Below are 23,604 nucleotides of genomic sequence, written 5' to 3' on the forward strand. Positions count from 1 at the left end.
CAGCCATTCATCGCACGAAGAAAATGTGTCAGCATTTTCGAGGAGTCTGCGCGTCTTCCACTACGATCAACAAGAGAATTGCATGGATTTAAATAAAAATGTACCTTTGTCTATACACTGAATAGAGCAGGGATTTCCTGCTCTTTTATTTATTAAGTAAAATATTTTCTAATATCTTTGCATTTACTTTATCTAAAGTTCCATACCCTTCTTTTTCATTGTTACTAATAATTGTTGATGTATCATTATTTTGATTGAACCAAATCTGATATTCAAATAATCGTTCAGGTATATTCTTATCAAAATTGAAAAATAGAGTTACCTTTACATCTTCTTTTCTAGCCATTTTAGGTTCTACATTTGGTTCCCACTTAATTTGTTTTATTACTTTTCTTATTGCATCCCCAGTTTCTTCATCAGTAATCATTACAGATTCTTCATAGCTTCCATCTGCCTTAACCACTTCAATATCTACCCTAGTAAGTTGTTTTAGATCAAACTTATTCGGAACTTTATTTACACACCCTACTAGAAATATTGAGATAATGAGGAAGATGACAAGGCAGATATTCATTTTATTAGACAAAAAACCAACCCCTATTATCTAATTCTTTAATAAATTATACAACATTTCCCAAACGAATCCATGGATGTTCATGTTTGATTGTAGTAGGTTCCTGTGGGAAATAATTAATACGACGAAAAAAGACAGACCAATAAATTGCTAATCGGACTGTCTTTTCAATTTTTATTATTTACTTTTTTCTCACAAAGGAGAACCCGTTAGTTAATTGGCTGAACTGCTTTTTCTCATAGAAATATTAATTAGTTTAAATAAATGATGAAGCCCACAACTATAATTACTAATAACACAATATATATAGATGAAAGACGGATAACATTTCCCTTTGTAGCCTTCTGATAGTGACGATCACCTTTGCCTGCTACTTGTATGGTCGCCACCAAACCAGCTATTAATATTAGAATACTAATTATTCCTAACCAAAACATCATCTAAAGCCCTCTCCCTTCCAAATTATATGAAAAAATCCTAGTTGCCAAAAAATTAGCAAACATCAAGGTGATATATCGATAAAACTAAATTTCTATCTGTTAAACATGACCTCTACTTATTAAAATACATAAATTGAATGCTCAATTTCAACTGAATTCACGGCAAAATTTCTACAAAAAAAGCACCATTTTTATCGGTGCTCAGAAATACCTTTATTCAAAGTGAATTAGCAAACTGTCGCTTTATGCTTCTAACCAATTGTGTGACCATTTTTCTATCTCTATCATTAAGGGTTGTAGTGCTGCGCCTTTATCGGTTAGTGAATATTCAATTCGAACTGGAGTTTCAGGGTAGACTGTTCGTTTTACAATCCCTTCATTCTCCAAATCCTTTAATCTCTCCGATAGAACTCTTCCGCTTACACCAATGGAAGTTTCAATCGTGCAAAATCGTTGCGGTCCAGATAAAAGCTGATAAAGAATCAATCCTGTCCATCTCTGGCTTAGTAATCCCATTGCTTTTTCGAATCTAGGACACCTTGTCTGATCCATGTTAATCAACTCCTTATCTCTATTATAATCATTTTCAATGATAATTAAATTATTTTCTACTAAAAACTTACTTGACATTACTAAGTTTTAAAAATATACTTACTTACATAAAGTAACTAACTAACAAATTCGTCATCCAAGGAGTTGCTAATGAATGCCTAATAAAGGAGAAATCGCTACGACGGTGATGAGGGTGTTTTTAGGTATTACCTTCTTCATACACGGACTAGCAAAGTTTCAAAGTGGTATTGAGAACACGGCAGGATTTTTTGAAAGTTTAGGCTTGCCAGGTTGGACAGCATATGTAATTGCACTGATTGAATTAATTGGTGGACTTGCAATGATTTTAGGCTTGGGAACAAGAATAGCAGCCATTTTGTTTGTCCTTATTATGGCTGTTGCAATCGTTAAGGTAAAGTTCTCTGTTGGCTTTTTAGATGGGTATGAACTGGACTTAGCGTTAATGGTAATTTCCATCTATCTTGCTGCTATTAATCGAACTTTTCTAGCTTTGGACAACGTATTTTTTGGTAAAGAAAAAGGGTCATTAGGGGTGTAAAGATGTCGTTTTTCAAAAAATTATTTGGAATGAAATTAGAGGAGGAACAAACCATGACAGCTGAAAAATTAAACATTGGAATTATTTTAGGAAGCACAAGACAAGGACGTGTTAGCCCACAAGTTGGTGAGTGGGTAAAAGGAATTGCGAATAGCCATGGAAATGCGAATTATGAAATTGTTGATATTGCTGATTTTAATCTTCCTTTCCTAGGAACGACAGATGGTACAGAACCAGGAATCGCTGCTTGGAATGAAAAGCTCACAGAATTAGATGGATTTGTTTTTATTGTTCAAGAGTACAACCACAGTATTAGTGGAGCATTGAAAAATGCACTCGATTTTGCCCGTGAAGCATGGCATAACAAAGCAGCTGGAATCGTAAGTTATGGTTCAACTGGTGGTGCACGTGCTGCTGAACATTTGCGCGGAATTTGTGGAGAGCTTAAAATTGCTGATGTTCGTACACACCCTACACTTTCTTTATTTACGGATTTTGAAAACTTCAGTGAATTCAAGCCACAAGAATTGCATCTTCAAAATGTAACGGAAATGCTTAACGAGGTAGTTGCATGGAGTGGAGCACTTAAATCTGTGCGTTAATATACAGAACAGCGAAGAAACCGGGCTAATCTCTGCCCGGTTTTTTATGTATGCTTTTGAATGGATAGTTTGAGGAAATTATATTATTTTTATCATTTCAAATACTACTGAAGCTGATTGATTTCCAGCAAATTCTTCAAAGTCTGTATAAGCTTCTGACGCATTCTCATCTGCATTATCGGATATACACCTTAGTATTAGAAATGGTATGTCATTAATAAAAGATACATGCCCCACTGAAGAACCCTCCATTTCTACACATGCTGGAGAGTAATCTTTAACCAAATTACCTTTTATCATATTATCTTCTACAAAACACTCACCACTAACAATTCTACCAGTATGATATTTTAGGTTTTTAAATTCACACACTTTTATAGCTAAATTTCTCAGTTCTTCACTCGCAATAAAAGTCTCTTGAAAAGGAAAAAGGTTTTTCATTTGAGCTTTTCTCACATCATGATGAGTAACATCTGTTGATATTACAATGTCACTAATGCCAACTTCTTCGTTTAAACTTCCTGCAATACCTGTATTAATGATGTAGTTAATATTAAATTTATCTATTAAGATTTGTGTACAGGCTGCTGAATTTACTTTTCCAACCCCACAAAGAGTTAACACAATCTCTTTTTCATTAAGTAGCCCAGTGTAGAATGGAAAACCTGCAATTCTACTCTCTTCAAATACTACCATTTTTTCTAACACCAAGTCGATTTCAATCTGCATTGCTCCTATAATCCCTATCTTTTTCATATTAATGTCTATGCTCCTTAATTACATAACTCAGCCCCACTTTAGTTAAACATTTGTTAGATTACGTTAATTTTTCCCTCTTTTTCACTTAATTCAAGAATGATGTCTTTCACTATCCAGCCTTCTAAACCATCTTTTTTTATCAAGTCATACCCCTTGCAGGTATCGTCAATAAGGGAAACAATATCACCTTTTCTTACGGTAATTTGTGCACAAGAAACATCAGTCTTAGCAGTAAAATGCCCCGTTTCATTTTGTAGGATATATTCATTTTTAACGTATAATGATTGATTGGATTTTAACAGTTTACATAAAGTGAAATGATCATTCTTTTCAACTGGAGCAATATTATAGAGTGGATAGGTAATAGAACCTTGCATTTTGGGTTCTGCACTAAAATCTTTTAATACTTTAAAATTCGGGAAATTATCAACATATGTATACGAAAACACGTCTGGAGAAGATGAGGCTCTATTAATGATAAATGCATTTAATTGTCCCGTTGCTTTAACGGCGTTACCACCATCGATAGCAATTATTTTTTTTGCTTTATCAATAATTGGATTATTTGCTGGTATATTCGATGAATAATTGATAAGTGGCCAATGCCCGACTATTACGTATTTGTTTGCACAATGTGACTTGTCTAAAAATGAAGGCAGTGTAATAGCAGTTTTTCGATCGGTTTCTTTCCAATTTTCTATATTCTCTAACCCTGCATGAACAAATATGTAGTCATCTGTTTCAATAGCAGTTGGTAATTCTGAAAGCCACTTAATTTCTTCCGGAAAATTATTTATTAATAATTCCTTTACCTCTTGGATATTTGTCTTCTCGTTTACATGGAATCCCAAGAGCTCCAGCCATTCATTTAATAGAGAATTTTTTCTAGCGCATAAATAGTTTATTAACTTAGGATTTTCATTTAATAATTCTTCAATTAAAGCCTCACAATTCCCTTCTGTAACATGAACTTTTGGATTATTAGCTGAAAGTTCCATCAAGTAGCTCACAACACCTTTGCTATTGCTGCCTTTTTCACATAGATCACCATTAATAATTAAGTAATCCTCCGTATCATAATTAACTTTTTCTAATAACCTTTTCAAAAGTTTTAATTCACCGTGAATGTCTGAGATAACTATAACCCTTCCTTTATTCGAAAATGATAATGCTTTTATTTTTTTCACTTTGGAATGCTCCTTTTTTAACGTAAATAGAAATTGACTATTGGCCAATCGATACTTTACTGAGAATAACTTGAAAGAACATCTTACATGAGAAGAAATGGGATGCACCTTTTAAAAAGGGTCAATGTTTGTTGAATTGTGCCCCTTAAAGTTTTCATTTTTCAAATCTCACTAACGTTTTTTCAAGTAATTTCTATCCTGTCAATTTCAAAGTTATTGATGTGAAGGGTAAAACCACCCTCTCGACTTTCTGCTTCTTCTCCCACCCAACAACTATATAGTCCCTTTTATCAAGATAGCGGTTCATAACCTCATATAATTCTAATAGCTTCTTTTTAGATTCAGCACAGATTTTCGGAGTCGAATATTCTGAAATGGTAATTCCCCAGTGACTAGATACTTCATAAACATATTGTGTACTAAATTGATATTTCTGTATATTTTGCAGATTTTCTTCTTCGGCAAAACAACTGCCAATAAAAAATCTTCTGTATATTATTCTTCTTCATTTAATGGTATTTCTCTATTACAACCAATGTAGGAAGCTAAACTCAAAGAATCACTCTTTAATTCGGGGTAATCAACTATTCTGTACAGTTTTTATGAAGAAGGTCCATTGCTCTACAATCAATCTCAAATCTAAATGCAGCTAGCAAGCTCGTAAACTTGTTAATTAAGAGGTGAAGTTACCTCCTCTCTTTCCCTTCTTCACTTATAATATAAAACGGATCTATACAGGATTTTCTAGAAAAAATGTTGTTCAAACTTCTTTTTCATGCACAATAGTTAAAAATTTTTATCGATTATCGGCTTTCCTTCTGCATCAACCATTACAGTTAGCCCCATTCCATAACCTTCTTGATGAACAAGGTACAATACACCTGTTTCATTATCGCGAATTATTTTACTCACGGTTAATTTTCCTTGCTTATAAACTTCTTCAAAACGATTATTTTTCATCAAGATACTCTCCTCTTTTTCCAATACATAAATTTGTATACATATAATTAAATACGATACACGTAACTAATAAGTTTCATCAGTCTCTTCAAGTAACTTATCTCATTACTACAAAAAATAGTGTTAACCCCTACTCGGATTAACACTCACATGACTTTAAGTAATAAATATTTCTTAATCTGGAATAGTTTATAAATTTCCCCTACCTTTTACGGAAAGAAGAGTGAATAACGACTCATAGCATTTTCTAAATTTCAATCCAAGCAAAAAAACTCTGTAAACTTACTTTCAGAGCCTGTCCATATTGAGGCTTTATATTCCTTTATTTTCATGAATTTTTCAGTTGGAATTATTTATTAATTCGTTTGTTAACTTCAATTGTAATGAACTCCGGCAAATAATTGGGAGTACACCCTTTTGACACCATTTCACCTTTGTAAAGACCGGTTTTTTCACCGATTTTCATACAACGCTCTCGATAGTTTTCATTATAAACACCTATCCACCCTGCGGTGAAATTCATAGCCCATTGAACTTCCGGTTCTTCCTGTGCAATATTAGCTTCAATTGCAGATAGTAATTCTGCGGTGTTATCAGGCGATGTTTGTCCAGTCCATCTTAATCGTGCTTGGAAATACCAGAAAGCTCGCCTTTGAAGAGCAGAAGAACTATTCTCCCATGACTCCATCAATGCAATATTTTTCTTATCTTTGGTGAGCTGATTAGCCATTAACCAATCCATTAAGTTATTTCGTTCATCAAATGTGTGTGTTTGCATATCCTTATCAAGCTTATTTAGTACATCTTGTGAAAGAAGTTTTTTATCCATAATTAATATTGCCAATAGTCTGGGGGAAAACTCTCCGTTTGACCAAAGTTCCAAGGCTAGTTCGTGATCTTTTTTTATTTCTTTCGCGATTTTTCGTAAGTCGCCTAGCTTAGTTTTACTATTGAATTGAGATAGAATGCTTTCTGCTTTTGATGAGAGTTTTGTTTCTGTGCTATTATTTTTATTCATTTCACATATCTCCTTTTTAAAGCAATGTTTTGGCAGGGTATAATAACTAAATTTCATCATAAGTCTTATTGCACACAACTATACTATTATATGTAAAAATAATGATTCATTTAACAGTCACTTTTGGTATGGTTCCCCAAAACTAGTGTTAAACTACATCCTCCACTATCTGACCAGTTTGCCAAAAAGGCATTTAAATAGTGAACACTTTTCTGTCAACCTTCATGAATACCCCTTAGCTTACTGATATATTATGTTCTACTATTAAATCCTTTAATGCCGCTCTTTTATTCCCGTCGCGCCCAGTAACACTGTCTGCAGTGATTAATGAGTTCAAAATAGCTTCTTCCGTTGCTTCCCCAACAGCTCTAAAAGCTATATCTATATCCTCTTCGTGAATGATAGACATGGATAAACAGTGTGTCGGTTTTTCATGGGGTATTTTAGTGGCTGTAGAGAACCCGATGACAACTTCACCACTGCCGTTTGTAATAATGGAACCTGTTCTTGATAGTCCTGTGATAGATCGTTTAATAATACGATTTAGTTGTCTTTCAGAAACGGGCAGATCTGTTGCAACAACAACGATGATAGATCCTTTATCTTGTTCGGTATTATTTTCGTTAGTGGCAGCCTGCAGCTCCTTGCCAATTTCTTTCCCGTTAATACGTAAATCGCTCAATGCTCCAAAATTTGTTAGTACTAATACTCCCATCGTGTATTCCCCATGATTCATTTTCATGATTCGAGATGCTGAGCCAATTCCCCCTTTTAAGGAGTAGCAAACCATCCCCCTCCCAGCTCCAACTGCTCCTTCTTCAAATTCTGCCGCAGTATTTGCTATAGCTTGAAGTACGTGCTCTGTCTTCACAAACTTAGCTCTAATATCATTCAAAACCATGTCATTACATTCTCCAATAATGGGGTTAACCGTACCAGTTGTGCGACCTATTTCCAGATTATCCTCTAACATATACTCTATTAATGCATCTGCCGCAGTTCCAACATTTAATGTATTCGTTAAAAGAATCGGTGTTTCCAAAGTGCCCATTTCTTCCAATTGAATCGTCCCTATCGTTTTTCCGAATCCATTAATGATGTGACTGGATGCTATTAGCTTCTCTTTAAAGGTATTTCCTTGATGTGGCAAAATAGCAGTAACCCCTGTTTGCATATCACCATCGCTAAGCGTCACGTGGCCCACCGTCACTGCTGCGACATCTGTTATCCTATTTAGCTTTCCCGGTTCCATTTGACCTATATTTACTCCGTAGTCGCGAATCCTTTTAGTATTTAGCATCATTACTCTCCTCATTACAATCTTCTGATGTAGGCGGTGTTCATAAAAACTTAGCAAGCAGGCGGAACTAGGAATTAGTAGCCTCCAGCCATTTTGTAATGACCTCTCTTAGCTTTGCTTTTTTTTCCTTCACATCGCTTTTACAGGTGAATTTCACAATCGCTCGATTAGATGAAACCCATTCTAGTAAACCGGTAGAATCAACGATTAATGGTTCATTTTCTTTAGAGTCTTTTACTTTAGCACCTAGATGAAAAATCAGTCTAAAATATCCTTTTCCATTTAAATTAAATGTTATCCTGTCTTCATTATGATAGCAAAAACTAGGGGCATTCCATTTGATGTGTTCCGTAATTTTTTGATCTGTGCTCAAAATAATTCTTCTTACTTCTTCTATTTCTTCCTTATGAGGATGTGTTAAATTTTCTAAAAATGCCTCCACTTGCTCGGAACCAGACTTCTTCTCCATTTATACCACATCCTCCACTATTTTATTTTAGCTTGCTGCCCGATTAGCTTTAATAACATAAATCTAACGCCTTTCCTTTCATATGAAAAGTCATTGAATGTGCCAATATAATAGGAATCCAATTTAGGGTGGTAGAACATATAAGCGCCTGTGGCACCGGCATGTCCCCAAACATTAAAAATCTCGGGCATAAGTACAGGTACTGTTTTAAACTGCATAATGCCATAGCCATAATCAATTCCTAGTTCATACTTCGCCTTATCCGCTTTCATTTTGTCCAGTGTTTCTCTTGTTATTAATTTATTCGTTACTAATGCTTTCATAAATGTAAGCATATCTTCTCTTGTTGATACCACTCCTCCTCCTGCATAGTCAAGCCCTGCATATCCTTTGTGATTGGTAAGGTTTTTCTCATTTATATAAAAATCTGCAATAGGTTGGGTGTCTGGATCAAGAGGTGTAGAGTAGTGTAATACAGAAGAATTCATCATGTTGAGAGGTAGGTAGATATATTGTGTGATGGCTTCATGAAAAGGTAATCCTGAAATTTTTTCAATGATTAATCCTAACAGATGGTAGTTTGTATCGGTATACTTAAAGCCTTTACCTGGAGGAAAATGTGGTTTTTGATGGTTTTTTGCCCAAGTAATTGCCTCCTGTGGACTCATGTTAAAGTTTGGATTGTTTAGAAGATGCTTTAAAAGGGGACGGAAATTATCATACAATCCTGAAGTTTGATTCAATAGATGCCTTATTTTTATTTCATTTGTATAATTCTTACCTTTATATATGTGTAGGCCTTTTACGAAATCGTGATCAAGATAGTTGGTTAGCTGATCCTCGAATGTTAGTAAACCTTTTTCATAAAAGATACTAATTAATACCGAGGTAAAGATTTTCCCAACACTCGCCATATAAGCTGGCTGATCAGGATGCATGGCTCCTTCTGCTATGTTCAAATGAATTTCTTGTTTTTCTGAATATACAAGCAGAGCAGCACTGGTCAGTTTATCTTTTTTCACTTGTTTCCTAAATGAACTTTCCATGTCAGTGATTATTTTCTCCTTCTGATTTGCTTCCACAGCTATTTTCACCCTCTTTTCTATTTACCTTTAACGTTTATCATTTAAAGCCTTAAGGTAGGTCTACCTTCTATAGCAATCTTCCTCCTTTTTAAGTAATATGTAAGTATTCTTTTGAAAATGAAATAATCCTTCCTCGTTTTTTTACTTCTCCGATTCTTTTTGCCCTCGTTTAGTGTCTATATTAATGAAAGCATATTTCTGATAGGAGGCTTATGTTATATGGAAAACTTAGAAGAGCTTGAAAAAGAGTCATGGCCGTTAAAAAAGAAATTCCTTACAACTATTCAACCTCACCGAACAAAGCTTTGGCAATATTGCCTTCGCTTAACCGGTACTCCTTGGGATGCCGAGGACCTCGTGCAAGAAACTTTGATGAGGGCTTTTGCTTCGCTTGGTCAGTACTGGCAACCTTTGTATCCGAAAGCCTATTTGTTCCGCATTGCCACCAACACCTGGCTTAACCAACAACGTAAAAGAAATATAGAAATAGACTCCTACGAGGAGGAAGAGCACAGCCAAAACTATGATGTACCTGATGACTTCTTTGTATATGAAGCAATGGACACGTTGACCAATTATTTACCCCCCAAGCAAGCTGTGATTGTTATCCTTATCGACGTATTTAAGTTTACCGCAAAAGAAGTGGCGAACCTGCTACCTTCAACCGAAGGGGCAGTAAAATCCGCTTTGCAGCGTGGAAGGCAAAAACTACATCATTACAAAAAGGATGAGAACAAAGAAATGATAGGACAAAGGAAGGTGAAAATGAGTTCTTCTATTATTCAAGCGTTTGCTAATGCTTTTAATCAACGTGATCCAGAAGCATTAGCTACCTTGCTTAACGAAAATGCGTACCATGATATTATTCATGTCGGGCAAGAATATGGCAGACAAGTGATACGAGATAATTCCATCAAAGATGATTTTCTCGATCCGACCATTGCTGACCAAACGGCAGAGGCTCGATTATTGTGGGGGCATGAGGTTGTTGCTATCTTTTTACACAAAAGGAATCAAACCGAGCTTCATGATATTATTACGCTTGAAGTGGAAGGAGACAGCATTGTATCTTTTAGGCACTACTATTTCTGTGAGGACTTTTTAGCTAATGCAGCAGCGCAGTTCGGGGTTCCCCTACAAACGGAAAAAGAATATAAAGTCCTGCAGTAAACTTTAAGGACAGGGAAGCGCCTTGACCAGCCCCGACAAGCATAAGGTTGGGTTTCACCTTTTTGACCTCAAGGGCGAGGCGCTGAAGCTAGAAAAATCGCTTGCTTCAAATGTTTCATAAATATCGTTGAAATCCCTGTTGAAACAATGGGTATTTGTTGGAAACCGCTCCGACTTAGAGAAATATGAATGGCAAAATGAGCTTTAGGGCGGTTTCGAGGAAGGAAATTTGATGGAGTAGACTTTTATCAACGAAACTGGAGGAGTTATCGGCGACTATTTCAATTTATCGACGAAAGCGGTGTAGATATCGACGAAAAGCAAGCATTTATCGACGGCTAGACAAATATAAACAAAAATCGACACACACGACTTCCCCTTTACTCAGTGATTACTTAAAAGCTACACGCTGCTATTCATTAAAATAAAAGAAAACCCAAAAATGTAGGACTGACAACATTTTTGGGTGCTTTTTATTCAAGGGTGTTTTTGCTAAGAACCTTATCAGTTATCCGTAAAAAATCGTTACTGTCGTGCTCTTATACTGCCATTTTATTAAAGGTTCTAGCAAGAAAAGTGCCTTATATAATTCCCATCAAAAATGCAACAATCGTCATCACAATGGTTGTTCCAAAAGCCCATTTGAACATGAATTTTTGGTGATCCCCAAGCTCTACCCTTGCTAATCCTATTAACAGGAAGGTCGATGCTGTCAAAGGACTGAGCGGAAATCCGGTAGTCATTTGACCTAGAACGGATGCTCTTGCCATTTCTACCGGAAGTACTCCATAGACCTCTGCGGATTGACTTAAGACTGGTAATACTCCAAAGTAGTATGCATCGGGTGTGAAAAGCAGACTGATTGGCATACTGATAACCGCAATTAAGAGAGCCATATGACCACCGACACCTTCTGGAATCACTTGCACCATCGCAAGTGCCATCGCTTCTATCATCCCAGTTCCACTCAGGATTCCTGTAAAAATACCTGCTGCAAAGATAATAGAGACGACCGTCACCATTCCAATTGCTTGGCTCTTCACCTGTTCCTGCTGGTCTTCCGCTTTTGGATAGTTGATCAATAAAGCGATCGCAAAGGCAACCATAAATACGATTGGCAACGGCAGCCATACCTGTACAAGTGTAACAAGCGCTACAATGGTAATAAGGAGGTTGAGCCAAAATAACTTCGGTCTTCTCATACTTCTTTCTTCGTCCGTTAATTCTTGGTCGAAATCATATTGGAAATCGGTCACACCCAGTCGCTTTCGTTCTCGTTTCCCTAAAATATATGCGACAAATAAAACCCAGATAATGCCGGCAATCATTGCTGGAATAATGGGATTAAAAATCTCAGCTGGGTCAATATTTAAAGCACTTCCTGCCCTTGCTGTTGGACCACCCCACGGCAAAATGTTCATCACCCCTGCTCCTAACCCCACTACTCCCGCCAATACTAGGCGACTCATTTTTAGCTTTTCATATAAAGGTAGGAGAGCAGGTATTGTAATTAAGAAGGTTGATGCTCCAGATCCATCCAAATGGGTAAGTATGGCTATCACAGCTGTACCTATAACAACTTTTAACGGATCTCCTTTAACCATTTTCAATACACGTGAGATGATGGGATCGAATAAACCGGCATTATTCATCACACCAAAAAATAGAATAGCAAATCCCAACATGATACCTGTTGGTGCTACATTTACAATCCCTTCTAGCATAAGTCCCCCAATTTCGCTCCCAAATCCACCTATTAAAGCAAACAATAGTGGGACAACAATTAACGCAACGATAACAGATGTTTTTTTCGTTAATATTAAATATAAGAACACGGCAATAGTCAAAAATCCTAATGCTGCTAACATGCTATTCCTCCTTTTGATAAAGCGCTTTCAATCCTTTGAACAAAGTTGAATGTCTAATTCTAGCAAAGCACTGCTTAAGCTTTTTCCGTGTGTATCTATCGCAAGTGAAGTGGTTACGCCTCCTAGTAAGCTATTAGTACAGACAAAGTTATAGGATTTTATCGATGGCACATCATAACGGATTACTTCGCCATCGATAATGTCCTTAAGAAACGTTTTCACTTTTTCAGCAGTCACTTCTCTACCAATCCACTCATAATCGGCTTCATCGAAAGGAATCAAAGATAAATTGGAGATGTTTCCTTTGTCTCCAGCTCTACTATGAGCAACTTCATATAACTTGATGATTCTACTCATTGGAAAAAACCTCCACGTTTACTTGTTTATCCACGATGCTTCTTTCTAGAAGAGTGGACACGACACCAACGCATTCCGTTATCGTTTTGCTTACACCACCGCCACCATATGGACCGTTTGTATAAAGGGCTTCCACTTCGTTGCCTAACCGTTTTGCCACTTCTTCTGTAGGGCAAAGTGCTGCCGCACGAAGCCTTACTTCATATGGTTGATAATCACCAAACTGTGTTCGATGTACCGAGGTGAGGCCCATTAGGTCAATCCGTACATCATCGATAATGGACTCTAATCGTTTTTTGACGACATCCCCAGCCATTTTTGCACGCTCTATTGCGGTGGAACCTGCATAAGAAATAGCAGCCTCACTCAAATATCCTGCGTCATAACCAACGGATACTTTATAACAGTCTGGCTTTTTCCTCCCTGTACCACCTGACACTTTCACTTGATTGACATCCACTTGCTCCAGCGTCACACTTGAAAAATCCGCCGTTACATCTGGGGTCAAATAGTTAGCGGGATCATGGACTTCATAAAGCAGTTGCTCTTTGACAGTGTGCAGGTTCACAACACCACCTGTATTTGGTGTCTTATTAATGACAGCAGTTCCATTCTCTTTAATCATGGCATATGGAAAACCTAATTTTTCTAACTGTGGAACTTCCTTTTTGCCAACATCCGCAAAATACCCTCCAGTTATTTGCCCTGCACATTCTAACAGGTGCCCGACAACCGTCCCTTGGCCAAGCTTCTCTACATCCTTTAACGACCAATCATAATAATCAATCATCGGAGCTAGGAAAAGAGAGGGATCTGCGACTCTCCCAGTAATGATAATGTCAGGCTTAGTTTTAAGAGCTTTTAATAGTGCTTCCACTCCTAAATAGGCATTGGCAGATATCACCTTATAGTCACTTACTTTTTTTCTTGTTTCCAGAATTTCTTGATTTCTTTTTAACTCAGTTAGGACATCATCCCCAGTTACAACAGCCACTTTACAAGGAATGTCGAGTTCTTTTGCAATCTTAATTATTTCCTTTGCTGCTGCAACAGGATTTGCTGCACCCATATTGGTGATAAGACAAAATCGTTTCTTATCCAACACTGGCAATAATGCTTTTATCCGTTCCGAGAGAAGGAGGTCATAGCCTTTATCGTGGTCTTTCTTTTTCGCTTTTTGAGCAATTGCAATTGTTCTTTCGGCCAAACATTCAAATACTAAATAGTCTAAATCCACCTTTTCTGCGAGCTCAACAGCAGGTTCGATGCGATCCCCAGAAAAACCAGCCCCGCTTCCAATTTTCAACATATCCTTCACCTCATTTGTCAGTTACCTTAGAGAGATCAATACCTAACTGTTTAAATGCAAATATCGTGCCAAAAGAAAAAACGCTTTCTGTAAGCGTTTTTAAAATTTGCATTTCTAATAATTTAGAATGATAAATGACTGTGTTGCTTCTCTTCATAGCTTTTATAGGCGATCTGTCATTTCTAAAATTTTAGAATAAAAAATTGATTATTCCAATAATTTAGAACTCACCAATCTGATATTTCTTCATTTTGTTATACAGTGTCGCTAAAGAAATGCCTAAAGTTCTTGCCGTCTCTTTTTTGGCATCTAACGCAGACCCATGTCTTGCCAAATTTTTCATGATCACCATTTTCTCTGTGGCCTCGACAGCCTCTCTTAAGGAAGTACTTACTGCTCCCTGTTGTTCAACGGGCGTAGATTTACTAAAATTACTAGGCAGATGCTCTGGATAAATCTCTTTCCCATTTGCCATGCATATTGCGTAATCTATCGTATTCTTTAACTCCCGGACATTTCCTACCCATTCATAAGCTTCCAGAATCGCAATGGTAGATTCGTGCAGCACGTAGCCGGACTCTTGCTGAAGATGATTGGTATGTTTATTTAGGATAAAGTAAACAATTTCTTCGATATCCTGCTTTCTCTCCTTTAGAGGCGGAATTTTTAGATTCAATACGTTCAGTCTGTAAAACAGATCCTCACGAAATAGCCTTTTTTCCATCAGCTGATGTAAATCTCGGTTTGTTGCAGCGATAATCCGGACATCAATCGGTCTCTCTCTTGCCTCTCCTACTCTTCGAATCGTATTTTCTGACAAGACACGCAATAACTTTGCCTGAAGGTCATATGGCAATTCACCGATTTCATCTAAAAAGATGGTGCCATGATTGGCTACTTCGAATAAGCCTAACTTTCCACCCTTTTTTGCACTTGTAAAAGTCCCTTCTGCATAACCAAACAATTCACTCTCCATAAGTGAGGCTGGAATCGTTGCACAGTTAACTGGGACAAATGGGTGCTCCCTTCTTGAACTGGCATTATGGATAGCTTGGGCAAATAGCTCCTTCCCTGTCCCACTTTCACCGACTATCAGGACAGGTAAATGCGACTCTGCTGCCTTCCTTCCTAAATAGGCAACCTCTTTAAGTCCTCCATTTGTTCCAATAATTTGATCAAATGTGTATTTTGCCTGATAGATGGAGCCCATTTGTTGTTCAAGCCGTGACAGCCTTTCTTTATTTTTTTCCAGCTCCTTGGACAGCGTATGTACCTCTGTTAAACTTTTGCAAATGGATACCGCTCCAATGATTTGATTTTGCAATTTAATTGGCGCCATATCCACCACATATTCCACATTTCCCTCTTTACGATAGACACCTATCCGCTCCTTACCATCTTTCAAGGTGGAGGGAAGCTGTGCTTTCGGGCGGACATCCCGCAATGGCTTACCTATTATTTCTTCCGGTTTTACTCCCGTAATCCGTGTGTACTCTAGATTAATCAGCCGAACAATTTCATTTGAATCAATAACTAACACGCCATCGTAAATGGAATGAATCGCCGCTTTGTACCACTCTACCTGATCTTCAAGTGATAGACCATTCAAGTCTTGATATGACATGATCCCCCTCCTTCAGTTATAGGGAAATTGTCGCTTACTAATAGGAAAACGTCAATTAGTAAAAAAGCGAACCTTCTAAAAATAAAGTAGGATTCATATATCTTTTCAGCTTCAGTATTTTGTCAAACACTACCTCCCCTTGGATATATCCTCATTCCTCTAGTTCATCTACACAAACAGAAAGCTGCAGCCAATTTTGACTGCAGCTTTTCATCAATTTAATTATCATTTATGGTTTTAATACAACCTTCACACATTCGTCTTCATGATCATTGAAAATTTTATACGCTTCATTTGCCTGGTGCAGCGGCATTCGATGAGAAACAATTTCTGTTGGATCGATTTCACCAGCCGTGATCATGTCATATAATTTTGGCATATAGTGTATGACAGGTGCTTGTCCCATTTTTAGATTGATATTCCGTTCAAATATATTTCCTAGCGGGAACATATTGTATTTGGAACCGTAAACTCCTGTCAGCTGAAAAGTCCCAAACTTTCGGATCGCATTCATTCCTATTTCAAAGGCTCCCAAAGAACCACCATGGAGTTTAAGCTTTTGTCCGATTTCCTCCAATGCTGACTTTTTGCCGTCCATTCCAACACAGTCAATCACAACATCTGCTCCACCGTTTGTAATCTCTCTTAAATGAGAACCCAAATCCTTATACTTATCAAAATTAAACGTTTCCACTTTGTTCATCTTTTTTGCTCTTTCCAGTCTATAAGGTAAATTATCAACAGCAATAACCCGTTTAGCGCCCTTCATCCAAGCAAATTTTTGTACCATTAATCCAATTGGCCCGCATCCGAGTACCACCACAGTATCATCACTCTTTACTCCCGCATTTTCTACACTCCATAATGCAGTAGGTAGAACATCTGACATAAAGAGCAGCGCCTCATCCTCTAGTTCTACTGATTCAGGGATAACAAATGGCATGAAGTTGCCAAATGGAACACGTAGAAATTCTGCCTGTCCACCAGGATGGTTTCCATATCGTTCTGTGAATCCAAAGTATCCACCTGAGTCCACATCAGGATTAGAATTCGAATGATCACATTGACTTTCCCAATCATTCTTACAATAAAAACAGCTTCCACATGAAATATTAAAAGGAATGACTACTCTATCACCCTTTTTAACTTTTGTTACTTCTGGTCCAACCTCCTCCACAATCCCCATCGGCTCATGCCCAACTACATAGTCCTTTTCAGTAGGCAATGCTCCCTGGTAAATATGTAGATCGGAACCACAAATGGCTGTAGAAGTAATCCTTACAATAATGTCGTCCTTTTTCTGTAGCGATGCATCCGGAACTTCTTTTACTTCCATTTCCTTCGTATGCTGGAACGTTACAGCTTTCATTAAAAAACCTCCATTATAATAAGATAGTCTAATTATTCCCGTTAAATGAAAGTAAAAACACTAGATTAAATAAATCTGAGTTTTTGTTAAGTACAAGCCATAGCTTTAGATTCCAAAAAAATAATAGGAATTTATTTTTTAGATTTGTTACGATTTACTCGAACCAAGTAGGAGAGGATGACGTCTAGTGAATAAGGAACAACCAAAAATAACCCCCTTTTACGATTGCGATTATCAGTTATTCGATACTCATCTTGAATTTTATACAGCGATGGGTTTTACCATTACTTATTACCAGAAGGCACCTTACCGTTTTGCTTCTGTCGAAAGAGCAGGAATAGGAGAATTCGGCTTTTATGGTGTTAAAAAGTTTGAAGAAGAAGGAAACAAAGGTGGGTGCTACGTCCAGGTTCCAAATGTAAGAGAAGTATATGAAGAATTAAAAGCTAATTTAAAAAGCTACTATGGAAAAATCCCCACAAAAGGTACTCCAAGATTTTCAAGACTAAATAAGACAGCAGAGGATTGGAGGGTTAATATTACCGATGCAAGTGGAAACTGCATTATCATTGGAGAACCACTCGGAGATTCTACAGAGTTAATGGCTGCAGAAGAAGCAAGGGTAAAAGCACTAACATCCAAATTCGAAAAGGCTTACGCCCAGGCATATAGATTCGCCTATTCCAAAGAGGATTTCTTAGCAGCAAGGAACACATTAGAAGTGGCATTCCTGAAGTTCCATCAAGATGCATCTAATGAGGTTTTATTTAAAGCAAAAGTGTTACAAGCAGAAGTATTTAGCTTTCTAGATCAAAAAAGCCTAGCGGAAAAGTCCGTTCAGCAAGCATATGAAATAGAGCTTAAACTAGCGGAAAAAGAGACACTCAAAGAAACCTTTCAGAAACTGGAAGAAATAAAAGAACAAATAAGTTGAGAGTTTGATAAAAAACAGAGGGAGAGAGAGATAAGCAGAAAAGATAATTTTGCTTTCCTCAAAATTGGTGTATGAGAAAGAAAATAGGAACACATAAAAAATTAATAGTTTTCATTACAATCGTTCTTTCATTATTATTTTTCGTATATTTTCAAAACAATTCCATAGTAGTTACAAATCAATTAGTAACTTCAGAGAAAATCCCAGAAAGTTTTCGAGATTATAAAATAGTCCATTTATCTGACCTTCACAGTAAAGCTTTTGGAAGAGACCAAAATAAATTGGTACGCAAAGTAGAAAGTGAAAACCCAGATATGATTGTGTTTACCGGGGATTTAGTGGACTCAAGAAAATTTGATGCAGACATCAGTATAAAACTAATGGAAGAATTAATAGACATTGCGCCAATTTATTATGTAACAGGTAATCATGAATGGTGGTCAGGAGAATATGTCTTAATAGAAGAAAAATTAAAAGGTATTGGCGTAGAGGTAATGCGGAACACACGGAATGAAGTGATACTGAACAATGAAAGTATTTATATTTTCGGAATAGATGACCCCTCACAATTCAATAGTCCTTCAGAACAAACAATAGTGGAAGAAGCAATTGTAGAGGCAACAGATGGGAATATAGACGAATCTTACCGTGTTTTACTATCTCATAGACCTGAACTGTTTTCTACCTATGTTAAGTACAAGTTTGATTTAGTTTTTTCTGGACATGCACACGGTGGCCAGGTGAGAGTTCCCTTTCTCGGTGGATTAATAGCACCAAATCAAGGATTACTTCCTGCATACACTTCTGGAAAATATACAGTAGATCATACGACCATGATTGTGAACCGTGGACTTGGCAATAGCATTATTCCGCTGCGAATCTTTAACCGCCCAGAAATTGTTGTAGTTACCTTATTACCTTCAAATTAATTTACTAGCTTTGTAGTTGAGAAAATATAGTGGGGGGAGCCCCAATTTTCTGACCTCCCTGTTATAACAAAACTTGTCCCCATAATGGTTAATCATATTTATCCTCACTCTCGTATATAATTCAGTAAGCTTGTTCTTCTGAGTTTCGTATGCAGAGGAGGGATGACATGAAAAGAAGAATATACAGAAAAAGAGGACCTCTACCGTTTAAGGTGGTAATTTTAGTTTCTTTCGGCCTGTTTACAGTTCTATCGGTTATTAGTTCTGTATTAGTCAATAAAAATATTGAACCTGCCATTATGGCGGTTGCGCAAACTAAGGCCACCCAATTTGCCTCTCAATCCATAAATGATGCCATAGCATCAAATGTTGTTGAAGAAATTGACATTAGAGAGCTTATCGTTAAACATGAATCAAATAATGGGGATTATAGTTTTAATCCACAAGTCTACAATAAAATAATTGCAGAAACGACAAAAGAAGTACAACACTCCATGCATTCATTGGACGACGGGTACACAAACAGTGCAACCGATTCAGCATCTGAGAATGATGGAGTCGTGTATTTTATTCCACTGGGAATGGCAACCCGAACGACTCTTTTTTCAAATTTAGGACCGGATATTCCAGTTAAATTAGAGATGATCGGTGATGTAGTCACGAACATAGAAACAAAGATCAGAGAACTAGGCATTAATAACACCTATCTTGAAGTGTATGTAGATGTAAGCCTACAGGTTAATGTCATCATTCCCTTTATATCCGAACCAATAAAGGTCGCCAACACCGTGAAAATAGGCGATTTATTTATTCAAGGAAAAGTACCTCAATATTATCATGGAGGTGGCGGCAATGGGCAATTTGCCCCTGTCATCATGCCACCGGAAGAAGAGGACGATGAATAAACAAAGCAATTAAAAGGACTCCGACATTTTCAACACGGAGTCCTTCCCAAATAACTAGTCCTCATCTATTAATTCCACATAATAAGCGGAAGTTTGAGCTGGATATGATTCTCTGAAATTATCACCATATATACGTACTTTTTGATTTATTTTTATTCCCTTAAACATGTGCACATCTTCTGCATCTTTATGTTTACTTACAATAATCGGGCCAGTCATATTACCTACCAACCTATCTCCTAATCCTACAGGCTAATCTGATAATTTCAATCCACACACCCATATAGAGTGCGACATTATGGCACTAGCCTTGCATTAAAAAGGGAAATTGCTACAATAATGGTGTTTTATTCCTTTACAAAACTAAAAAAACATCCTATTGTGAGTGTTAAAGACAAGTTGCTCAAATAACTCACAATAGGAGACTCAATGAGTAACTTATCAAACATTTCCGTTTTTGAAAAGTGTTTTTCCAAAATTAATTTAAAAAACTTTCGATGTCCTTATTCTGATACGTATGTGAAGAAACTACTTTCCGGACAATCCATTATGCTGTTTCTTGATGCGATTTTGCATAAGAGAGGTTCTCTTGATGAAATAGCGGAGAATCTAAAAGCTAACTCTGAGTTACAAGATTATTTGCGTCTTCCGAACGTCAGTGGTTCCTCTCTGTGTCGCAAACTCACCAAGCTCCCTAGAGCGTACTTGCACCAACTAACCTTTTGGTTGTTGGAAAAAGTCCGTGCAAAGAAAGGAAACGTCCCAGTAAATCCTGTTTTTGGGAAACTCGGTATACTAGATTCTACGGAAATCTCTTTGCCCAGATTGGCTGGCGAGTGGGCATATTGCCAAAAAGACAAAAATGCTATCAAAATACATATGTTGTATTTGGTCTACAATCAAGAAACTTCTTTTGCGAATCGATTTGTTTCCTCGACGGCTGCTGTATCAGATCAAGAAGTAGCCCCTTCTCTTATAGAAGACAAGCAGACAACTTATGTGATGGATCGAGGCTACATTAACTATGAACTTTTTCAATCGTGGATAAAAGAGGACGTATTTTTTGTAGCTCGAATAAAAGCAAACAGTCGCACTAAGATTATCGAGGAATGGGAAGTAGCCGAAAACAATATCGTGTCGCGGGATGCAAAAGTAGAAATGCGTGTAGTCAAAACAGAGGAGACATTTACTGCTCGACTTGTCGAATACACCGATAAAGAAAATAGAACGTACCGTGTTATTACGAATCGGTGGGACTTAAAAGCAGAAGAAGTCGGAGAAATATACCGGCAAAGATGGGCTATAGAGCTGTTCTTCAAGTGGATAAAACAAAATTTATCCACCATTCATTGGTACAGCTATAAACCGAAAGCAGTTTGGAACCAGATCTATCTCACCATCATCGCCTATGCACTATGCGAATTAGTTCGTGAGGAGTTAAAGGCCACAAACAAACCACTCTCGTATATCTTGAAAAAAGTAAGATGCTATTGGTTTCATCCATGGGACTACCTGGTGGAAGGCTTGCACAAACCACCTAGGAAGAAAAAAGGGAAGCCAGGTCGACCAAGAAAACATAAAAAGAAACTAAAAGCAGTAAAGTTCATTCTTTCGGATTTTCGAGCGAATAAATAGTAAAAAATAGGAAACTTGTCTTTATCTAAGACTAGGTCCCCTTTTTTCAAATCGAATAGAAAACAGCATGTTAAAAATATACATTTATTTAAAATAATAGAATCTTCGTTATCCATTTCCATATTTTGTAATTTTTTTTGCAAAGCTAGTGACATTATGGCCAAAAGAGGATCCATTACACCAGTAGTATTTCAATCCACGCACCCATTTAGAGTGCGACACCCTCCACCACTTCTTCCTTTTCTGTCTCATCCACGATTTCAATCCACGCACCCATATAGAGTACGACATCAAAGTTTTGGACCAACAACTCTGACGACTATTTCAATCCACGCACCCATTTAGAGTGCGACGAATACCCCATAAGTAACCATTGTAAGGAATCCATATTTCAATCCACGCACCCATATAGAGTGCGACACAGGCGACCTTTCCAATGTACCTTCACGTTCAGATTTCAATCCACGCACCCATATAGAGTGCGACTAATATACCTTTGCTTACTTCTATATGCAAATCATTTCAATCCACGCACCCATATAGAGTGCGACGTCATTGACAATGTATTTGCTGGAGGTAGTTATGATTTCAATCCACGCACCCATATAGAGTGCGACTGTCAATATCTATATCAGATGGCAGCCTGACGGAATTTCAATCCACGCACCCATATAGAGTGCGACGGGAGAATCAACTGTAAGTGCAAACCCAAGAATAATTTCAATCCACGCACCCATATAGAGTGCGACAGCATTATCCCAGTAACCTGTCCCATCTACCCATTATTTCAATCCACGCACCCATATAGAGTGCGACACAACAGATAATTATGTAGCAAATTGTTTTTTGATTTCAATCCACGCACCCATATAGAGTGCGACACCCAGCCCCTTATGCAGTTAATGACCGCCTTATCAATTTCAATCCACGCACCCATATAGAGTGCGACCATGTGCGAGTCGGGTACACTCCACGCCAAAAACATTTCAATCCACGCACCCATATAGAGTGCGACAAGGTGACGATTTATTAAACCGAGCCAATCAACTAATTTCAATCCACGCACCCATATAGAGTGCGACACCTAAAATGTCCGCTTCTGACATATTTACTTGTATTTCAATCCACGCACCCATATAGAGTGCGACAGTCAGATCTCTACTCTTGATGTAAAGGCTAATGATTTCAATCCACGCACCCATATAGAGTGCGACATACTTAGAACGACCAGGCATTAAAAAGCTTAGAATTTCAATCCACGCACCCATATAGAGTGCGACGCTTTGAAAATTTGCCAATTTCTAATTCCAGAACAAATTTCAATCCACGCACCCATATAGAGTGCGACAGACTAACTTATCAATTTCAACACCACCGTGCATTATTTCAATCCACGCACCCATATAGAGTGCGACAGAAAAGGCGTTAAATTGTATGCAAGATTTTACTATTTCAATCCACGCACCCATATAGAGTGCGACAACTATATTGCAAAACAAGTTCAATATAATACAATTTCAATCCACGCACCCATATAGAGTGCGACAGTTGTAAAATGCTTGACTTGCTTGTGTTTTTTTATTTCAATCCACGCACCCATATAGAGTGCGACCCATTCTAAAAAAACTAAAAGTCCCCTTATAGCAATTTCAATCCACGCACCCATATAGAGTGCGACACTTATCGCTTTTGGATTTAGCTTATAGGAGGTTTGATTTCAATCCACGCACCCATATAGAGTGCGACAACCACTACCTCTCCACTATGGAGAGGTTAGGTTATAAATTTCAATCCACGCACCCATATAGAGTGCGACCCAGAGCATGACCGCCGTCACGCTGGAAGTTACTGATTTCAATCCACGCACCCATATAGAGTGCGACTTGCGTCGTATCGAGTAAAGGAAATTCTTCAAACTATTTCAATCCACGCACCCATATAGAGTGCGACGTTGATTGTCACTTTCAATAACTGACTTGTATTTAATTTCAATCCACGC

Annotated in this window: 23 protein-coding genes and 1 CRISPR repeat array (1 of these 24 only partly in view); of the genes, 7 read left to right on the forward strand and 16 right to left on the reverse strand. The window is 37.5% G+C overall.

The genetic code is table 11. From position 1 onward, the window contains the following. Positions 1–145: 145 nt before the first annotated feature. From LRP81_RS19015 to LRP81_RS19025, 3 genes are all read right to left on the reverse strand, one after another. On the reverse strand, positions 146–586 hold the full coding sequence (locus LRP81_RS19015; RefSeq protein ID WP_230504080.1) for a hypothetical protein: 441 nt from the start codon (positions 584–586) through the stop codon (positions 146–148). Positions 587–825: 239 nt separating this feature from the next. Then, positions 826–1,014 (reverse strand): hypothetical protein, encoded by a 189-nt coding sequence (locus tag LRP81_RS19020; RefSeq protein ID WP_230504081.1) that lies wholly within the window; start codon positions 1,012–1,014, stop codon positions 826–828. Between the two features lie 243 nt (positions 1,015–1,257). After that, a complete protein-coding gene (locus tag LRP81_RS19025) occupies positions 1,258–1,566 on the reverse strand; it encodes a winged helix-turn-helix transcriptional regulator (protein ID WP_230504082.1) in 309 nt (102 codons plus the stop codon). Positions 1,567–1,720: 154 nt separating this feature from the next. Here LRP81_RS19025 and LRP81_RS19030 point away from each other — a divergent pair, with 154 nt between their 5' ends. Beyond that, a complete protein-coding gene (locus tag LRP81_RS19030) occupies positions 1,721–2,125 on the forward strand; it encodes a DoxX family protein (RefSeq protein ID WP_230504083.1) in 405 nt (134 codons plus the stop codon). 2 nt (positions 2,126–2,127) lie between these two features. Next, positions 2,128–2,727 (forward strand): NADPH-dependent FMN reductase, encoded by a 600-nt coding sequence (locus LRP81_RS19035; protein WP_230504084.1) that lies wholly within the window; start codon positions 2,128–2,130, stop codon positions 2,725–2,727. A 78-nt stretch (positions 2,728–2,805) separates the two neighbouring features. Here the strand turns inward: LRP81_RS19035 and LRP81_RS19040 are convergent, their stop codons facing one another. The 7 genes from LRP81_RS19040 to LRP81_RS19075 all read right to left on the reverse strand — a co-directional run bounded on the left by LRP81_RS19040 (position 2,806) and on the right by LRP81_RS19075 (position 9,514). Then, positions 2,806–3,483: a 5'-methylthioadenosine/adenosylhomocysteine nucleosidase gene (locus LRP81_RS19040; protein ID WP_230504085.1), complete on the reverse strand. Its 678-nt coding sequence runs from the start codon at positions 3,481–3,483 to the stop codon at positions 2,806–2,808. 56 nt (positions 3,484–3,539) lie between these two features. Next, positions 3,540–4,673, reverse strand: a complete 1,134-nt coding sequence (locus LRP81_RS19045) for a metallophosphoesterase (protein WP_230504086.1) — start codon at positions 4,671–4,673, stop codon at positions 3,540–3,542. Positions 4,674–5,459: 786 nt separating this feature from the next. Further along, on the reverse strand, positions 5,460–5,633 hold the full coding sequence (locus tag LRP81_RS19055) for a DUF6440 family protein (protein WP_230504088.1): 174 nt from the start codon (positions 5,631–5,633) through the stop codon (positions 5,460–5,462). Positions 5,634–5,982: 349 nt separating this feature from the next. Next, positions 5,983–6,651 carry a DNA alkylation repair protein gene (locus LRP81_RS19060; protein ID WP_230504089.1) on the reverse strand — a complete coding sequence of 223 codons (669 nt, stop codon included), beginning with the start codon at positions 6,649–6,651 and terminating at the stop codon, positions 5,983–5,985. 235 nt (positions 6,652–6,886) lie between these two features. Beyond that, positions 6,887–7,951 carry a DmpA family aminopeptidase gene (locus tag LRP81_RS19065; protein WP_230504091.1) on the reverse strand — a complete coding sequence of 355 codons (1,065 nt, stop codon included), beginning with the start codon at positions 7,949–7,951 and terminating at the stop codon, positions 6,887–6,889. 67 nt (positions 7,952–8,018) lie between these two features. Then, positions 8,019–8,420, reverse strand: a complete 402-nt coding sequence (locus LRP81_RS19070) for a DUF1801 domain-containing protein (RefSeq protein WP_230504093.1) — start codon at positions 8,418–8,420, stop codon at positions 8,019–8,021. Between the two features lie 17 nt (positions 8,421–8,437). After that, positions 8,438–9,514: a serine hydrolase domain-containing protein gene (locus LRP81_RS19075; RefSeq protein ID WP_230504095.1), complete on the reverse strand. Its 1,077-nt coding sequence runs from the start codon at positions 9,512–9,514 to the stop codon at positions 8,438–8,440. A 210-nt stretch (positions 9,515–9,724) separates the two neighbouring features. Between LRP81_RS19075 and LRP81_RS19080 the strand changes: the two genes are divergently transcribed. Next, the gene (locus tag LRP81_RS19080) at positions 9,725–10,675 is read left to right on the forward strand and encodes an RNA polymerase sigma factor (RefSeq protein ID WP_230504097.1); all 951 of its coding nucleotides are present in this window, start codon (positions 9,725–9,727) and stop codon (positions 10,673–10,675) included. 581 nt (positions 10,676–11,256) lie between these two features. Here the strand turns inward: LRP81_RS19080 and LRP81_RS19085 are convergent. From LRP81_RS19085 to LRP81_RS19105, 5 genes are all read right to left on the reverse strand, one after another. Continuing rightward, on the reverse strand, positions 11,257–12,543 hold the full coding sequence (locus LRP81_RS19085) for a CitMHS family transporter (RefSeq protein ID WP_230504099.1): 1,287 nt from the start codon (positions 12,541–12,543) through the stop codon (positions 11,257–11,259). A gap of 27 nt (positions 12,544–12,570) precedes the next feature. Beyond that, the gene (locus tag LRP81_RS19090) at positions 12,571–12,900 is read right to left on the reverse strand and encodes an AtuA-related protein (RefSeq protein WP_230504101.1); all 330 of its coding nucleotides are present in this window, start codon (positions 12,898–12,900) and stop codon (positions 12,571–12,573) included. Beyond that, positions 12,893–14,209, reverse strand: a complete 1,317-nt coding sequence (locus LRP81_RS19095) for an acyclic terpene utilization AtuA family protein (RefSeq protein WP_230504103.1) — start codon at positions 14,207–14,209, stop codon at positions 12,893–12,895. The genes LRP81_RS19090 and LRP81_RS19095 overlap by 8 nt, the downstream gene beginning before the upstream one ends. 220 nt (positions 14,210–14,429) lie before the next feature. Continuing rightward, positions 14,430–15,833, reverse strand: coding sequence for a sigma-54 interaction domain-containing protein (locus LRP81_RS19100; RefSeq protein ID WP_230504105.1), 1,404 nt, complete (start codon positions 15,831–15,833; stop codon positions 14,430–14,432). A 229-nt stretch (positions 15,834–16,062) separates the two neighbouring features. Beyond that, complete coding sequence (locus tag LRP81_RS19105) at positions 16,063–17,202, reverse strand: zinc-dependent alcohol dehydrogenase (protein WP_230504107.1); 1,140 nt, start codon at positions 17,200–17,202, stop codon at positions 16,063–16,065. Between the two features lie 187 nt (positions 17,203–17,389). Between LRP81_RS19105 and LRP81_RS19110 the strand changes: the two genes are divergently transcribed. The 3 genes from LRP81_RS19110 to yunB all read left to right on the forward strand — a co-directional run bounded on the left by LRP81_RS19110 (position 17,390) and on the right by yunB (position 19,970). Beyond that, complete coding sequence (locus tag LRP81_RS19110; RefSeq protein WP_230504109.1) at positions 17,390–18,136, forward strand: VOC family protein; 747 nt, start codon at positions 17,390–17,392, stop codon at positions 18,134–18,136. 71 nt (positions 18,137–18,207) lie between these two features. After that, positions 18,208–19,065: a metallophosphoesterase gene (locus tag LRP81_RS19115; RefSeq protein WP_230504111.1), complete on the forward strand. Its 858-nt coding sequence runs from the start codon at positions 18,208–18,210 to the stop codon at positions 19,063–19,065. Between the two features lie 167 nt (positions 19,066–19,232). Continuing rightward, complete coding sequence (gene yunB, locus LRP81_RS19120; protein WP_230504113.1) at positions 19,233–19,970, forward strand: sporulation protein YunB; 738 nt, start codon at positions 19,233–19,235, stop codon at positions 19,968–19,970. Positions 19,971–20,024: 54 nt separating this feature from the next. Here yunB and LRP81_RS19125 read toward each other — a convergent pair whose 3' ends face one another. Continuing rightward, positions 20,025–20,201 carry a DUF3221 domain-containing protein gene (locus tag LRP81_RS19125; protein WP_230504115.1) on the reverse strand — a complete coding sequence of 59 codons (177 nt, stop codon included), beginning with the start codon at positions 20,199–20,201 and terminating at the stop codon, positions 20,025–20,027. A gap of 198 nt (positions 20,202–20,399) precedes the next feature. On the opposite strand from LRP81_RS19125, the gene LRP81_RS19130 reads away from it, so the two are divergent. After that, entirely contained in the window at positions 20,400–21,605 is a 1,206-nt protein-coding gene (locus tag LRP81_RS19130) for an IS4 family transposase (RefSeq protein ID WP_230504117.1), read from the forward strand. Positions 21,606–21,793: 188 nt separating this feature from the next. Then, positions 21,794–23,604: direct repeats of the CRISPR family, unit length 32 nt; unit sequence ATTTCAATCCACGCACCCATATAGAGTGCGAC; it runs 2,994 nt beyond the window's last position.

Source organism: Sutcliffiella rhizosphaerae, from assembly GCF_917563925.1.
Lineage (GTDB): Bacteria > Bacillota > Bacilli > Bacillales > Bacillaceae_I > Sutcliffiella_A > Sutcliffiella_A rhizosphaerae.